The organism is Shewanella sp. c952, from assembly GCF_019654975.1.
Taxonomy (GTDB): domain Bacteria; phylum Pseudomonadota; class Gammaproteobacteria; order Enterobacterales; family Shewanellaceae; genus Shewanella.
Genome location: NZ_BPEW01000014.1, coordinates 47,187 through 62,805 on the forward strand (window position 1 = coordinate 47,187; position 15,619 = coordinate 62,805).

Annotated in this window: 16 protein-coding genes; 13 read left to right on the forward strand and 3 right to left on the reverse strand. The window is 44.4% G+C overall.

Annotation, left to right across the window (positions count from 1 at the left end):
• Window positions 1-16: 16 nt before the first annotated feature.
• Both mtr and plsB read right to left on the reverse strand, forming a co-directional pair.
• A complete protein-coding gene (gene mtr, locus K5R16_RS11280; RefSeq protein WP_220737666.1) occupies window positions 17-1,273 on the reverse strand; it encodes a tryptophan permease in 1,257 nt (418 codons plus the stop codon).
• Complete coding sequence (gene plsB / locus K5R16_RS11285; protein WP_220737667.1) at window positions 1,274-3,697, reverse strand: glycerol-3-phosphate 1-O-acyltransferase PlsB; 2,424 nt, start codon at window positions 3,695-3,697, stop codon at window positions 1,274-1,276.
• A gap of 312 nt (window positions 3,698-4,009) precedes the next feature.
• Here plsB and lexA point away from each other — a divergent pair, with 312 nt between their 5' ends.
• The 6 genes from lexA (at window position 4,010) to K5R16_RS11315 (ending at window position 10,315) form a co-directional block, all read left to right on the forward strand.
• Window positions 4,010-4,630 carry a transcriptional repressor LexA gene (gene lexA / locus K5R16_RS11290; RefSeq protein WP_220737668.1) on the forward strand — a complete coding sequence of 207 codons (621 nt, stop codon included), beginning with the start codon at window positions 4,010-4,012 and terminating at the stop codon, window positions 4,628-4,630.
• The gene (locus K5R16_RS11295; protein ID WP_220737669.1) at window positions 4,627-5,139 is read left to right on the forward strand and encodes a cell division inhibitor SulA; all 513 of its coding nucleotides are present in this window, start codon (window positions 4,627-4,629) and stop codon (window positions 5,137-5,139) included. Before lexA ends, K5R16_RS11295 begins: the two co-directional genes overlap by 4 nt.
• A gap of 437 nt (window positions 5,140-5,576) precedes the next feature.
• Entirely contained in the window at window positions 5,577-7,136 is a 1,560-nt protein-coding gene (gene coxB / locus K5R16_RS11300) for a cytochrome c oxidase subunit II (protein ID WP_220737670.1), read from the forward strand.
• Between the two features lie 9 nt (window positions 7,137-7,145).
• Complete coding sequence (gene ctaD / locus K5R16_RS11305) at window positions 7,146-8,747, forward strand: cytochrome c oxidase subunit I (RefSeq protein ID WP_220737671.1); 1,602 nt, start codon at window positions 7,146-7,148, stop codon at window positions 8,745-8,747.
• A 2-nt stretch (window positions 8,748-8,749) separates the two neighbouring features.
• Window positions 8,750-9,319: a cytochrome c oxidase assembly protein gene (locus K5R16_RS11310; protein ID WP_220737672.1), complete on the forward strand. Its 570-nt coding sequence runs from the start codon at window positions 8,750-8,752 to the stop codon at window positions 9,317-9,319.
• Between the two features lie 120 nt (window positions 9,320-9,439).
• Window positions 9,440-10,315: a cytochrome c oxidase subunit 3 gene (locus K5R16_RS11315; protein WP_220737673.1), complete on the forward strand. Its 876-nt coding sequence runs from the start codon at window positions 9,440-9,442 to the stop codon at window positions 10,313-10,315.
• 28 nt (window positions 10,316-10,343) lie between these two features.
• Here K5R16_RS11315 and K5R16_RS11320 read toward each other — a convergent pair whose 3' ends face one another.
• Window positions 10,344-10,562: a DUF2909 domain-containing protein gene (locus tag K5R16_RS11320; RefSeq protein ID WP_220737674.1), complete on the reverse strand. Its 219-nt coding sequence runs from the start codon at window positions 10,560-10,562 to the stop codon at window positions 10,344-10,346.
• 34 nt (window positions 10,563-10,596) lie between these two features.
• Between K5R16_RS11320 and K5R16_RS11325 the strand changes: the two genes are divergently transcribed.
• The 7 genes from K5R16_RS11325 to K5R16_RS11350 all read left to right on the forward strand — a co-directional run bounded on the left by K5R16_RS11325 (window position 10,597) and on the right by K5R16_RS11350 (window position 15,616).
• Window positions 10,597-11,307 carry an SURF1 family protein gene (locus tag K5R16_RS11325; RefSeq protein ID WP_259649848.1) on the forward strand — a complete coding sequence of 237 codons (711 nt, stop codon included), beginning with the start codon at window positions 10,597-10,599 and terminating at the stop codon, window positions 11,305-11,307.
• Window positions 11,308-11,520: 213 nt separating this feature from the next.
• Complete coding sequence (locus K5R16_RS11330) at window positions 11,521-12,066, forward strand: hypothetical protein (RefSeq protein WP_220737676.1); 546 nt, start codon at window positions 11,521-11,523, stop codon at window positions 12,064-12,066.
• Window positions 12,066-12,191 (forward strand): hypothetical protein, encoded by a 126-nt coding sequence (locus tag K5R16_RS22495; protein WP_259649849.1) that lies wholly within the window; start codon window positions 12,066-12,068, stop codon window positions 12,189-12,191. The genes K5R16_RS11330 and K5R16_RS22495 overlap by 1 nt, the downstream gene beginning before the upstream one ends.
• Complete coding sequence (locus K5R16_RS11335; RefSeq protein WP_220737677.1) at window positions 12,181-13,164, forward strand: heme A synthase; 984 nt, start codon at window positions 12,181-12,183, stop codon at window positions 13,162-13,164. The genes K5R16_RS22495 and K5R16_RS11335 overlap by 11 nt, the downstream gene beginning before the upstream one ends.
• A gap of 83 nt (window positions 13,165-13,247) precedes the next feature.
• Window positions 13,248-14,153 carry a heme o synthase gene (cyoE, locus tag K5R16_RS11340; protein ID WP_220737678.1) on the forward strand — a complete coding sequence of 302 codons (906 nt, stop codon included), beginning with the start codon at window positions 13,248-13,250 and terminating at the stop codon, window positions 14,151-14,153.
• Window positions 14,154-14,185: 32 nt separating this feature from the next.
• On the forward strand, window positions 14,186-14,818 hold the full coding sequence (locus K5R16_RS11345) for an SCO family protein (protein ID WP_220737679.1): 633 nt from the start codon (window positions 14,186-14,188) through the stop codon (window positions 14,816-14,818).
• A 198-nt stretch (window positions 14,819-15,016) separates the two neighbouring features.
• Window positions 15,017-15,616: a hypothetical protein gene (locus tag K5R16_RS11350; RefSeq protein WP_220737680.1), complete on the forward strand. Its 600-nt coding sequence runs from the start codon at window positions 15,017-15,019 to the stop codon at window positions 15,614-15,616.
• Window positions 15,617-15,619 lie beyond the last annotated feature (3 nt).

The window sequence follows — 15,619 nt, forward strand, 5'->3', positions numbered from 1 at the left end:
GGGGTTAAATACATATTTAACCGTAGACGGGTAAGATCCCTGCCATTGCGAGCAAATGACAAGCTCCGGTAACAATACCAAACACAATAACCACCGCAATCAATGGCGTGCCACCTGGTACCCTAAAACCTTCGCTATCAGCAAAGATTTTACGCGATTTATAAGCCATCATAGCAGGTACGATAGCCGCCCAAATGGTAGCCGCTAATGCAGCAAAACCGATCGCGATGAGGAAGCCATTAGGGAATAAAATACCTAAAATAGTCGGTGGAATAAATGTCACCGCCGCCGTTTTTAAGCGACCTTGACGAGATTCATCAAAACCAAACAGATCTGCAAGGTAATCAAATAAACCTAAGGTCACTCCTAAGAAAGATGAAGCCACAGCCAAGTTAGCGAATAGGGTTAACATGGTGTTTAACCAGCTATTCGCTATAACCTCAGACAATGCTCCTACCAATACGCCCATATTACCGCCTTGAGCAATGATATCGACAAATTGGCTACGAGGAATATTGCCCATGGTAGCAACTAACCAGCAGCTATAAATAACTAAGGCAATAAAGGTACCGATGAACAAGGCCTTGATAATGGTCTTTGGCTGGTTACCGTAATACTTCACCAAGCTAGGTACATTACCGTGGTAGCCAAAACTGGCTAAACCAAATGGCAGTGCCGCCAATAGGTATGGCGCATAACTGGTATCACCGTCAGGCACAAACAGCTTAGTGGTATCAACATCTATCAATAGATTACCGACAGCCAAGAAGAAGGTAATGATCATACCACCAAGCATAATGGTGGTGATTCTATCTACGGCTTTGGTGCTGATGATAACGATGGTAGCCAATACCGCAGCAAACACTAGCCCAGCAACACTTTGCGGTAAGCTAATACCGATACCTTCTAGGCTATGATTGACTATCGAGCTGCCGCCACTTATGTAGGCGTAGGTCAATATATACAATACGAAGGCAATCGATAATCCATTGACGATGCGCCAAAATTGGCCAAGCGTGGTTTTAGTGAGGGTGTCAAAACTAGAGCCTGGTTCAAAATGAAGATTAGTCTCTAACAACATCAAGCCAGACACCAACATACAAAACCATATGCCTACCAACATTAACATTGAGTAGCCAAACCACATGCCTGCGCCCACAACTGGTAAGGAGAACATTCCCGCGCCAACGGTCGTGCCCGCAATAATCATTGCGCCGCCTAATAGTGATTTTCCTTCAGCCTTGTTTTTGGCCGCATTCATATGATTTGCCATTTAATCTTTTTGCTCCGCATTGACGCTATCAACAATCGTCTGCCTAACTGATGAACGCAGTAGCAAGTTAGCTCTATCTTTTATTCGCTTAATATCGCTACAGCCTTCGCTATCCGTTAGATGACCTAACTCTTTTAATTTAACGCTTAGCGTAGCGTATAGCTTCTTGTCGTAGAACTCTGGCGCAGTAATACCGTGAAGTGCTCCCAACCTTTGTGCAAGGCGATGGCTATCACGCTCTAACTCTGAGCGTTCCATGTTAGGTTTCACTGCTAACAAGTTAAATAAGATAGCGTAGCGTTGCATCGTTTCGTCGATAGTGCCTGACAACAATAACAGCTGATTGATTTTGTCATCGGCAACTTCAAAATGACCATTTTCAACCACGAGTCCTTGCGCAACAAAGATATCTAAGATGCTATTCGCGTAGATCTTAGGGTCTTCAATACCCATAAATAACTCAGCTTGAAGCAGCGGATAAAAGTCATTAATCACACAAACAACATCATCACGGGTGCAACGTTCTTTACGCAATAAACAAGCAGCGATCAGTGAAGGAACCACCAACAGATGAATGATGTTATTACGATAATAAGTCATAGTGATCGCAATGCTGTCATCAATGGAGATAATGTCGCCAAGCGCATCACTTTCAATCTGAATCTTCTTCAGTTCGAGACCTTGCGAAACCAAATCTTTACCACTGCCATCAGGGACTGAGGTGTATTCGGTATAAGGCAACTCTTTTAACAATGTAAGATAAAGATCTAACTGCTTTTCAAGCTGACTACGCTCAAGCGCATTTTGCTCTGACGCTAACAACACTAAGCTGGTTAACGTTACCGAACTTACCGCTGCGGCATCGTTAATATTAGTCATTACTTGGCTGGCTAACGTATTCACCGCTGGCGTTAACCAAGTTGGCTTTTGCTCAGGATCTTGCGCAATATCTTCGCGCCAATTAGGCACTTCATCATTTAAGAAGTTATGCAGTGTTATAGGCTTACCAAAGTTCACATAGCCTTGTCCAAAGTTACCTAACTTACGGATGGCGCCAAATACCTGCCAGACAGATTCTTTCTTTTTCTTTTTACCGCTTAGCTCTTTATGATAAGTCGCTACTTCCATCACATGATCGTAACCCAAGTAAACAGGGACCAAGGTTACAGGTCGTTCGACACCGCGGAGAACACTATTAAGCGTCATCGCAATCATGCCTGTTTTTGGCGCCAATAAACGACCTGTACGTGAGCGTCCACCTTCAGTGAAGTACTCAACCGAGTAACCTTTAGTGAAGAGCTGATCTAAATATTCACGGAATACTGCAGTGTAAAGTTTATTACCACGGAAACTACGACGAATAAAGAATGCGCCGCCACGACGGAACATCGGCCCTGCAGGCCAGAAGTTAAGATTAATACCTGCAGCAATATGCGGCGGCACCATACCTTGGTAATAAAGAATGTAAGACAGCAACAAGTAGTCCATATGGCTACGATGACACGGTACATAAACTATTTCGTGACCATCATGGTGTAGCTGACGGATCTGCTCCGCACCTTTGATGTTTATGCCTTTATAAAGCTTATTCCACAGCCAAGTTAGAAAACGCTCTGCTATACGTACCAAACTGTCTGAGTAATCGGCAGCAACTTCATCAAGATATTCCATTGCTTTGGCACGAGCTTCAGCTTCTGAAATTTTCTTGCTAGCAGCTTCCTCTTTAATTGCTTTAGTTATCGAATCAGATTTAAGTAAAGCGTGGAAAAGTGCTTGTCGCTTAGGCAGTTGAGGACCAGTCATCACTTTACGCTGACGCTGAAAGTGCACACGAGCAACACGCGCTAATTTTTGAGCAATACGCTTATCGGTTCCGTGTTCATCCGCCATGTAGCGCAATGAAACCGCGTTAGAAAACTGGACGAAGTTATGACGACCAAGAAATAAGATCATCAAACATTTACGTAGCCATGTTGGATTCTGACGTTCCAAAACAGCTGCGCGCATGGTGTCATCTTCTTTACCTGGGGTGCGTCCCCAGTAGAGACTTACAGGCACCAGCTGAATATCGAGCTCAGCATTTTGCTTATGCACACTCAGCAAACGCTTAAAGCAGTGTAGATACTGCTCTGCACTTTCTCGTTCACCGAATAACGGTTTGCTGCCTTCAAGACAGACAACCCGAGGCGCACTCACGCCATTAACCTCTAGGTCATCATAAGGACTAGGCAGACCTAGCGTACCGGTCATTTCACTTAAAGCAGCAATATCACTCACTGATTCTGTTTTCATGACATAAACGAGCGGTTTGCTTGGATCGAGATTGAGATCATCAAAAGGATCGTGAGGTACCACAATAGTGTGTACCAACTTTTTCTGGATCCAGCGTAAAGATTTAAACCAAAGAGAGTCTTTTTTCGACATGATTCGCTTGCAGTGTTAGTCGCTTCTAATAACCTCGTAGAATACCAGAATTTCCAACGGTTTGCGCAATTGCTTTACAATCCGCAGTGGAAGCTACTGTGTATTTATAGAACAATGACTTAGTCACAATTTAGTGCATTAGCTCTATATCTAGCTTTTCATCTAGCCAGTCTGCCGTTGCACAGCCCCACATTTAAAGTGACACCATATAAATGTAAATTTAACTTATGCTTACATTAATTTGGTTAATACTTGCACTGAATCAATTACTGTATATACTGACAGTTACTGTATAGAAAAACAGGTTCAAGTATGAGACCACTTACACCGCGCCAAGCAGAAATTTTAGAGCTGATTAAACGAAACATTTCTGACACAGGTATGCCACCTACCCGTGCTGAAATAGCGAGACGTTTAGGCTTTAAGTCTGCCAATGCCGCTGAAGAGCATTTAAAAGCACTGGCTAAAAAGGGGTGTATTGAGATCATACCGGGAACCTCTAGAGGTATTCGACTCACTCAAGAGGAGCCAGAAGAGGCCGAACTCGGTTTGCCTTTAATTGGTCAAGTTGCAGCAGGTGAGCCAATCCTTGCCCAGGAGCACGTTGAACAACACTATAAAGTCGACCCAGCCATGTTCCGTCCCTCTGCTGATTTTCTGCTACGAGTCCGTGGTGACAGCATGAAGGATATTGGCATACTCGAGGGTGATCTATTAGCTGTGCATAAAAGCCAGCAAGCACGTAACGGCCAAGTAGTCGTTGCTCGAGTAGAAGATGACGTAACCGTTAAGCGCTTTGAAAAGAAAGGTAATAAGGTCTTTTTACATGCTGAAAATGAAGAATATTCACCAATAGAAGTAGATCTAGCGAACCAGAGCTTAAGTATTGAAGGGCTAGCAGTTGGCGTGATCCGCAATGGAGATTGGCAATGAACAAATTATTAGGTGTTAGCCCTCGTCATCCCGGTCTTTGGCAAGATATTCCAGCCTCGACCATGACGAAAAAGACAGTTGTAGATATAGAAACTATGGTATCTCACACTCAAGGGCGTAATGAGCTAACAAAGATTAGCGCTCAGTTGGCTCAATTGAGTCAACAGGGGCGCTGGATCGTATTGATTAGCCCACCTAATATTGGTTATAAACAAATGCTAGCCGCGGCTGGTGTGCGCATGGACAGAATTTTATTGGTGCATGCTAAAGATGAAGTCGAAACTCTTTGGGCAATGGAAAAAGCGCTAACAAGCGGCACATCGAGTGCAGTAATTACCTGGGCAAATAGCCTAGATGCACGTGATAATAGACGCTTACAGTTAGTCGCCAAAAGTGCACAAGCGTTAGGTATAGTGATTGAAAATGCGAATGCTCACTTACCTGATAGCGCAATAAATACACAGGATGACAAGTGTAATCAAGGCTCTTTATTTAGTTCAATGCATTAAGCAGTTCTTTCTATTACAGTTCTAAGCTCTCTCCATGAGAGCTTTTTTATTTCCCTAATGAGTGAAATTAGTCAAAAAGTGATCTTGATCAATATTTCAACACCAAGTAGTGTAGGAACTGATAACAACGATATTTTGTTATATCCGAGCGATTTAGTCGTCGGTCTTTATGTATGGACTGTAGATCCTTTAAGAGTATATGAAGACTGAGATCGGCCTGATATATTTCAGCCGTAGGTGCCAAAGTGGTTACACTAACCAGTAAACAATACTGGAAATAAATAAAGTCTTATCGATAGTCGACACAAAACGACACGATAGACAAACCACTCGTGTACTTTGAAGTCATCGTTGCTTTTTTGGGAACTGAAGAGTTTACATAGAGCAGAGACTTACTGTGTGACTCTTCTTTGTCTTGTTGACAGAGGAGAAGTCTAGTGAAGCAATTGTTGTATTGTGTGTTGGCGCTAATATTTACGCCTGCACTTTTTGCATCAGAAATGCCACTTAATATGACAGAGGGCGTGACGGCGATCAGTGAACAGGTTTATAGCCTACACATGATCATCCTTTACATCTGTTGTGCTATTGGCTTGGTTGTTTTTGGCGTGATGATTTATGCCATGATCAACCACCGCAAATCAAAAGGCGCAGTCGCCGCCAACTTTCATGAAAGTACTAAAGTCGAAATATTGTGGACTGTAGTGCCTTTTATTATTCTTATCATCATGGCTATTCCTGCAACCAAAACATTGATTGCTATGGAAGATCCAAGTAATGCTGATTTAACCATTAAGATCACTGGTTCGCAATGGAAGTGGCATTACAGTTACTTTGACCAAGACGTTGAATTTTATAGTTTGATGTCCACACCTCGAGCACAAATAGAGGGCACCGAGACTAAAGGTGAACACTACCTTCTTGAGGTAGATAAACCCCTTGTACTCCCTATCAATCGCAAAGTACGCTTCTTAATGACATCCGAAGACGTTATTCACTCATGGTGGGTACCTGCTTTTGCTGTTAAAAAAGATGCTAACCCCGGCTTCATCAATGAAGCTTGGACTCGAATCGATAAACCCGGTGTATACCGTGGTCAATGTGCCGAGCTATGTGGTAAAGACCATGGCTTTATGCCGATTGTTGTGGAAGCTGTCTCTGAAGAGGATTTTGACAAGTGGTTGATTGCGCAGCAACAGCAAGCGAGTAATGCTGCAGCCGAGGCAGAAGCGGCGCTGTCAAAAACCTTAGGAATGGACGAGCTGATGGCTCAAGGCGAGCAGATTTATCTGGCTCGATGTGCGGCTTGCCACCAACCCAATGGTGCTGGCCTACCCGGTGTCTTCCCATCCCTCATTGGCAGCCCGGTTATCAAAGGCGCGGTATCAGGTCATATCGATATCGTACTTCATGGTAAACCGGGTACTGCAATGCAAGCCTTTGCAAAACAACTTACCGCGACAGAGATTGCAGCAGTAGTCACCTATGAACGTAATGCTTGGGGCAATAATTCGGGCGATACAGTACAGGCCGCAGATGTCAGTTCGGCTAACTCAGTTCCAGCAGCCTCTGAAGATACCCCCGCGGTTCCCGTTACGTTGCCAGCAACGCTTCCTGATACAGAGCTAGCGGCATCGACCGCAAATGAAACTGTTAAGGACGTCAAAGCGGCCGTGTTAGACGATTTGAGCATGGATGAACTCATGGCCATGGGCGAAAAAGTTTACATGATCAAGTGCGTAGCTTGTCATCAGGCAGCAGGCACAGGCTTACCCGGCGCATTCCCGTCTTTAATTGCTAGTCCAATCATTACCGGCCCTGTAACAGATCATCTTGATATTGTTATTAATGGAAAACCAGGTACGGCAATGCAGGCATTCAGTTCACAACTGACGCCACAGGAGCTTGCAGCTGTTGTGACCTATGAGCGTAATGCTTGGGGTAATAACTCGGGTGATGCTGTTCAAGCGTCTGATGTTGATGGCCACGGAAAGTAAGGGATTAAAATGAGCACTATTACTCAAGATTCGCCAGCCGCTCAGGACGATCACCATGATGACCATCATGGGGCGCCAAAAGGCATTATGCGCTGGATATTAACCACTAACCACAAAGATATCGGCACGCTCTACCTATGGTTCAGTTTTATTATGTTCCTTACCGGTGGCGCGATGGCGATGGTTATTCGAGCTGAGTTATTTCAGCCGGGATTACAACTGGTAGAGCCTAATTTTTTCAATCAGATGACCACAGTTCACGGCTTAGTTATGGTCTTTGGGGCGGTGATGCCGGCCTTTACGGGCTTAGCTAACTGGCTTATCCCAATGATGATCGGCGCGCCTGATATGGCACTACCGCGCATGAACAACTGGAGTTTTTGGATCCTACCGTTTGCGTTTGCCATTCTGTTAAGTTCTTTGTTTATGGAAGGTGGCGGGCCTAACTTTGGTTGGACTTTCTATGCTCCATTATCAACGACTTATAGCCCTGACAGCACTGCTCTATTCGTGTTTTCAGTACATATCATGGGCATGAGCTCGATTATGGGCGCAATTAACGTTGTGGTGACCATCGTCAATATGCGTGCTCCAGGCATGACATGGATGAAGCTACCGCTGTTTGTATGGACCTGGTTGATCACCGCATTCCTGCTAATAGCGGTGATGCCGGTATTAGCCGGAACTGTCACCATGGTATTAACCGATAAGTACTTCGCCACCAGCTTCTTCGACGCTGCAGGAGGTGGTGATCCAGTCATGTTCCAGCATATATTCTGGTTCTTTGGTCACCCTGAAGTTTACATTATGATTTTACCGTCCTTCGGTATTATCTCCGCCATTGTTCCCGCCTTCAGTCGTAAGCCTTTGTTTGGTTATGCCTCTATGGTGTACGCCACAGCCAGTATTGCGGTGTTGTCGTTCTTAGTTTGGGCGCATCATATGTTTACCACGGGGATGCCGGTGTTCGCCGAACTCTTCTTCATGTATTGCACCATGCTTATCGCAGTACCGACTGGCGTTAAGGTATTTAACTGGGTCGCGACTATGTGGCGTGGGTCGATTAGTTTTGAAACACCAATGCTATTTGCAGTGGCATTTATTATCCTGTTTACCATCGGCGGTTTTTCAGGGCTAATGCTGGCGATTACCCCCGCTGATTTTCAATACCACGATACCTACTTTGTGGTGGCGCATTTCCACTATGTATTGGTAACCGGCGCGATATTTTCCATTATGGCTGCAGCGTACTACTGGCTGCCAAAATGGACTGGCAACATGTATAGCGAGAGTTTGGGTCGCTGGCACTTCTGGTGCTCGGTTATCTCGGTAAACGTACTGTTTTTCCCAATGCACTTCTTGGGACTTGCAGGTATGCCTCGTCGAATACCTGATTACGCTATTCAGTTTGCAGATGTAAATCAGATCGTGTCGATTGGTGGCTTTGCCTTTGGATTGTCGCAGCTAATCTTTTTAGCTGTAGTGATCAAATGTATTCGTGGCGGCGAAAAAGCCCCAGCCAAACCATGGGATGGCGCAGAAGGATTGGAATGGACAATACCAAGCCCAGCGCCTTACCACTCGTTTACAACACCACCTGAGGTGAAGTAAAAATGAGCCAGCCACAGAGCAAATCAAACCGAAAGTTAATTACCATGCTGCTATTAGGCGCTGTGGGAATGTTTGGCTTCGGCTTTGCTCTCGTGCCGCTGTATGACGTGCTATGCGACACGCTGGGTATTAACGGCAAGACCCAAAGTACCGCCAGTGTTTATAAGCCCGTTACGGTAGATAAAAATAGAACAGTCACCATTGAGTTTGTTTCCCAAGTACAAAGCGACATGCCTTGGGAGTTCAAGCCTCAAATGAACAGTATGCAAGTTCACCCTGGAGAACTTATTCGCACTCACTTTGTTGCTAAGAATTTGTCGGCGAAACATATTGTCGGCCAAGCAATACCGTCGGTGTCGCCAGGGCAAGGGGCTGCCTATTTTAATAAAACAGAGTGCTTCTGTTTTAATCAGCAAGTATTAGCGGCGACAGCTACTGCCGATCTACCACTTATCTTTTACGTGGACCCTGAATTACCGGACTCCATCTCTACCTTGACCCTCTCTTATACCCTCTACAATATTACCGATAAAAGTTATGCCGGTAGCGTAGAGCAAGGAGCTGCAAGATGACATTTATTCAGCAACAAAATCACTATTTGCCCTTAAAAAGTCGTAGGCAAAATAAACAGTTAATTTCTACCCTAGCCAACTCTACTACTCTTTACTCTATGGTTGAGAAAGGAGATAAAAATGACGACTAAACACGAACCCTATTATGTACCAGCACAAAGTGCCTGGCCGATTATCGGTGCAATCGGGCTGTTTCTTATCGCTTTCGGCGCCGGTAGCTTCGTATCTGAACTAAATAGTGAAGGCGGTATCGGCGGCTATATCTTATTAGCTGGAATTGCCGTAATTATTTTTATGATCTTCGGTTGGTTTAGAACTGTTATTGCAGAATCAATGGCAGGTCTCTATTCAAAACAGATGGATCGTTCATTTAGACAAGGGATGAGCTGGTTTATCTTCTCTGAGGTGATGTTTTTTGCCGCGTTTTTCGGTGCGCTATTTTACGCCAGAATGATTGCGATTCCATGGCTTGGCGGCGCATCCAACAATGCCATGACCCACGAAGTACTGTGGCCAACATTTGAAGCGGTTTGGCCACTTGTCACCACGCCTGATGGCACTACGACCGAAGCGATGGGCTGGACAGGTTTACCGCTATACAACACCCTTATTCTGCTGACATCATCTGTGACACTGCACTTTGCCCATGTAGGGCTTGAAAAAAACAAGCGTCAGGCACTAACCGCCTGGTTAGCATTGACCATTGTGTTGGGTATCGGTTTTTTATTCTTGCAAGCTGAAGAGTATATCCATGCCTATCAAGAGATGGGGCTAACACTCGAATCTGGCGTTTACGGCAATACCTTCTTTCTACTAACCGGTTTTCACGGTATGCACGTGACGTTAGGCACCGTATTTCTGATTGTGTTGTTTTTCAGGGTACTGAAAGGCCATTTCAGCCCCGAACATCACTTTGCGTTCCAAGCGGGTAGTTGGTATTGGCACTTTGTTGATGTAGTTTGGTTGTGCCTATTTATATTTGTTTATGTGCTTTAACAGCAATTAATAGCACACGGGTGGTTGACTAATAAGGTCTGGGGTTTGGCGCAATAACCCCGGTCGCTAAGGCCACTAGCAGTAACATAATGACCAGCACAGAGAAGAGTACCCGTCGGCCTAGATATTGGCTCATGGGTACACTCTTTTCACCTTTAACCATCACAAATAGGGCTCTCGCTAAATTAACCAATATGAACAGCAGTAGTAGTACTAAAACCAGTTTAAAAACAAATAGCATATTCATTAAATCTCCAAAAATTGGGGCTTTAGGCATTTGGTTGTTTATCGTACTTTCTACTTTGATGGTGTTTACAATTTTGGTCAAGCTTGGTTTTTGGCAGCTTGAACGGGCAGAGCAGAAACAGCAATGGCAAGCAGCGCTAAGTCAACGACAAAACGCTAGCGTACTGACTTATGAGCAACTCCTCGCTCACCTTGGCAATGACAACCTAACTGGCTACAAACTGAGTACTCACGTCACGCCCATTCTGCAGCAAGTATTTCTTTTAGATAACCAAACCGTTAACGGTAGAGTTGGCTATTTAGCCTATCAAGCATTTGAGGTCGCGCCAGATAAACCATGGTTATTAGTCGAATTAGGCTTTGAGGCGGGAAGTATTGATCGCTCAATGCTGCCTAACGTTGCAGCGCTAACAAGTCCTTTAGCGTTAAGCGGGCGTGTCTACCAAAAACAGATGAATCCGATGAGTTCAGAGCTCATGGCCGAAACAGGCTCACCTATACGGATCCAAAATTTAAACATAGAGCAGCTTGCGCTGTTAATTGATAAGCCACTGCTGCCAGTCGTGCTGCAACCCAATAATATTCCAGGTGATAGTCGTATTCATCCATGGCAACCGATTCCATTATCAGCACAAAAACATCAAGGATATGCAGTGCAGTGGTTCAGTATGGCCGGAGTATTTGCAGTTATCATGCTCTTTTTGTTTTTTCGTAAATTAAAACAACAAGATAATCATAAAAATTAAAAACTGACATGGCTATTGCTAAGGCAGAATAGACCATGTAGGTTAGAAAATATGCATCCTAGCCGTTCCGGGATGTACTGATATTAAGCTGTTCACGATTACCGTCGTTTTGCTTATTACCTTAGCTGTATTGGTAATGCATGCTGACAAGACCTCATAAAGGTACTGCAGCAATAAGGTAACGTGGTACCCAAATAATACAGAGGAGATGGAATGAACTCCCCCAAAAAGAACGGCAAGAAAACACTACTATTACTACTTTTGGCTTTTGCGGTACCCGTTATTGCTGCCAAACTGATTTTAAGTTTTGGACTGTATAATGGTGGAGCAACCAACAAGGGCGAGCTGCTTGAAGTCGGTATGAACTACCAAAGCTTAGATATGACAAACCCTCAACCTAGAGAGTGGCAATTGTTGTATCAACTGCCCCCGATTTGCGACACAACCTGTTTAGATAGACTCTATATTTTACAGCAAAGCCATATTGCAATGGGTCGAAATCAAGACCGCGTGCATACCATCATTATGCTTGATGAAAACAGTGACAGCTCAGCACTATCCTCATTCGATTTTATGACTGCAACGCCAACACCTGCGCTCACTCAACTACTCAAAGATCAACAGTTTGTCGTCGTTGATCCCCTAGGTAGCATGGTCATGAGTTACCCAATCACCACCAGTCATCAGGCTCAAATAATGCAGGGTAAGGCAATTGTGGCTGACTTAAGAAAGATGCTTAAGCTTTCGAGGATCGGCTAATGGATATAAAGCCGCTACTTAAGATCACTTTAGTTTTTACTCTGCCTGTAATTATGCATCAGTTGGCTTATACCTGCTTCTTTATGACAGATAACCAAAACATGGAGGTACTTAATGGATATTAAACCTCTACTAAAAGTCACTTTAGTTTTTACTTTGTGCGTCATCATGATGGGAGCTTACACCCGTCTTTCAGATGCCGGTCTTGGCTGCCCAGATTGGCCTGGTTGCTATGGCATGGTTAAAGTCCCAAGTGCGAGCCATGAACTCACAGCAGCAAAAGATGCCTTTCCAGAGTACACTGTAGAATCAGAAAAAGCCTGGCTTGAAATGATCCATCGCTATATTGCCGGCACATTAGGGTTGATGGTGCTAGTCATTTTGATCATGAGCTTACGTAAAGCAGATGCTCCCAAAAAACTACCGATGTTTATTGCTGCATTAATCGTTTTTCAAGCGGCACTGGGGATGTGGACAGTCACCATGAAACTGATGCCAATTGTGGTGATGTCACATCTTATCGGTGGCTTTGCACTATTCTCATTGCTCTTACTGCTCTACCTTCGCTGTAAGCCTTTACGAATACCGGGGGGGGACGCTCCCGCCAGAAAGCTATCAGCTTTCGCCTTAATGTGTATTGGCGTGCTGTTATTACAGATCATCTTAGGTGGCTGGACCTCTTCTAACTACGCAGCTCTGGCTTGTACTTCATTACCTATTTGCGAGGGTAATTGGGTAGATAATCTCGACTTCAGTGCTGCTTTTTCACCATTCCAAGGCGATCATCCCAGCTATGAGTTTGGCGTATTAGATTACTCAGCTCGAATGACGATTCATGTTGCCCATCGTATTGGCGCGATTATCACCGCGATAATGCTGCTTTGGTTAGCTTTCAATCTTATCACCAAAGCGCATTCAAAAATTATTCGTAATGCCGCTTGGTTATTAGCTGGGTTAGTGGTGTTGCAGGTCATTCTTGGTATTAGCAATGTAGTGTTACACCTACCTTTAGGAGTAGCGGTATCTCATAACGCGGGGGCAGCACTTCTGCTGCTGACATTGGTATTTATCAATTACGCCTTATGGCGAAAAGCATAGCAACACTCTGCGATGAACAAATAATAAGTAAGCGGATTTCAACCCATTTAAGTGTGTCCAGTGAGGACAATGAGGTGCAAGCCATGGAAAAACAAATAACCATAACCAGAGGCGCAGCAACACCACTAATCCAGTGGCGTGCCTATTACGAAATGACCAAGCCCAAAGTCGTCGCCTTAATGCTATTAACTGTGCTGGTAGGAATGTGCCTCGCCGTGCCAGGAACGGTGCCACTGCAGCCTCTCATCGCGGGTATGGCAGGCATTGGTATGATGGCTGGCGCTGCAGCGGCATTTAACCACCTTATCGATCGCCGCATTGACGGCTTGATGGCAAGAACCTATAACCGCCCATTGCCCAAAGGCAAAGTCTCAATTGCCAAAGCGCTGATTTTCTCATTTGGCATTGGGATATTAGGCTTTGTTATTCTTTATGCTCTGGTCAATCCATTAACTGCATGGCTCACTTTTGCTAGCCTCATTGGTTATGCTGTGGTTTACACCGCCTACTTAAAGCGTGCAACGCCACAAAATATTGTGGTTGGCGGGCTTGCAGGAGCGATGCCGCCACTACTGGGTTGGACTTCAGTAACCGGCGAGTTTCACGGCAATGCGCTACTGTTGGTGATAATCATTTTTGCTTGGACCCCACCGCATTTTTGGGCGCTAGCTATTCACCGCAAAGCCGAGTACGCCAAAGTAGATATTCCCATGTTACCAGTTACCCATGGTGTTGAATTTACTAAAACCTGTATTTTCCTCTACACCATCTTACTTGCCATCGCTTGCTTGCTGCCTGTCCTAGTAGGTATGTGCGGCCCAGTGTATTTGGTCAGCTCTACCCTATTAAGCGCAGGTTTTATCTATAAAGCATGGCAGCTTAAGTTTCACGAAACACCAGGTCTCGCGATGAACGTATTTAAGTTCTCAATCTATCACCTGATGCTGCTGTTTATTGCACTCTTGGTTGACCATTACTTGTGGGTCTAATACCAACGCCAGCTTAAGGAGAGGAAATTAAAATGAAATTGTCATGGATATTAACGGCGATAGTTATCGCCTCAGCTGGCGCTTGGGCGGCAGTCCAATTTAGTCAGCCAAAAGAACTGCTGTTACAGACAAGTTTTGAGTTTCCTACTCCCCAAGCCATTGCTCCATTTTCTTTAACAGATCAGCATGGTAAAGCGTTTACTAATGATGACTTATCAGGAAAGTGGAGCCTGTTTTTTATCGGCTATACCTCCTGCCCAGATGTTTGCCCTACCACTATGGGAAAACTCACTGCAGCCTATCCGTCACTATCAGAACATGCTGACTTACAAGTAATCTTCCTATCGGTTGATCCACAGCGAGATTCAACCGATACCTTACTTAATTACGCTAACTTCTTTAACCCTGAGTTTGTTGCCGTCACCGCTGAGCATAAACAGCTATACCCAATAACTCGTAGCCTCGGCTTTGTGTATGCCATGGTGGGTGATGGAGAAGATTATCAGGTCGATCACAGTGCTTCGTTTGCGCTAGTTTCCCCCCAAGGTGAGAAAGTGGCCATTATCAAGCCTAAATCGGATACGCCAGGTAAGCTGCCGCAAATCAAGAACAGTGCGCTTATTCACGATGTGAATGCCCTGATTGAGAAGTACGGCACAGGATAATTCATTTAAAATGACCTCTCCGGATATATAACTGCTCACTGACCTTGAAGGGTATTGCCAGCTTGCCTGAAACTTAACTAACTGAATAAATTTTTAATAACAGCTACTTAAAATAATCCGCTATTTCGAAAATACTCAATAAAGCGCTATAGTGCACTGCAACCCCTATATGATGCGAATTGAATAAATTGAGTATCGATGTTTGAACTTGCAGAAGAATTAGAACAAGTAAAAATAGGCATAACAGCTGCCACTAAAATCGCTAAAGCTCACTTTGTAGAAGCTGATTTTTACCTGGCGATTGATAGCCTGTCAGAGAGTGCCATCTCAAAAGCCCGTCTCGATCTACTGCTTGTCAGTGGGGCCTCCCCAGCGAAAAAACTGTCCATTAAACAAGTCTGTGATGAACACGATTGCACCGCAGCATTTTTTGACAACATTTCAAATGAGCATGAGCCAATATGGAATGTTAAGACTAATCTGAAAGCAAAACTTTACTCTCAAGAAATGCCTAATAATTTAGATATTGCAGATGTGCGGCTGCTAACAGATGCATCTGAGGTACTGCTAGCATTTAACTGTCATAAAACTCTGTTTAGTTACCTGCAACGCAGCGCTATCGAAACTGTTGTGGGCTGTATCTATCTCGCTCATGGCAATATAACTGTTGATGACTACACCCAGGTGAATCGAAAAATAGCTAACATGTTAGCGCCATCAGCGAGCTTTATTTCCAGTATTTTATTTGATGGTGTCGGCGAATGTACCGCTATTGTGGCGATTAAGAAGATTCAATAATGA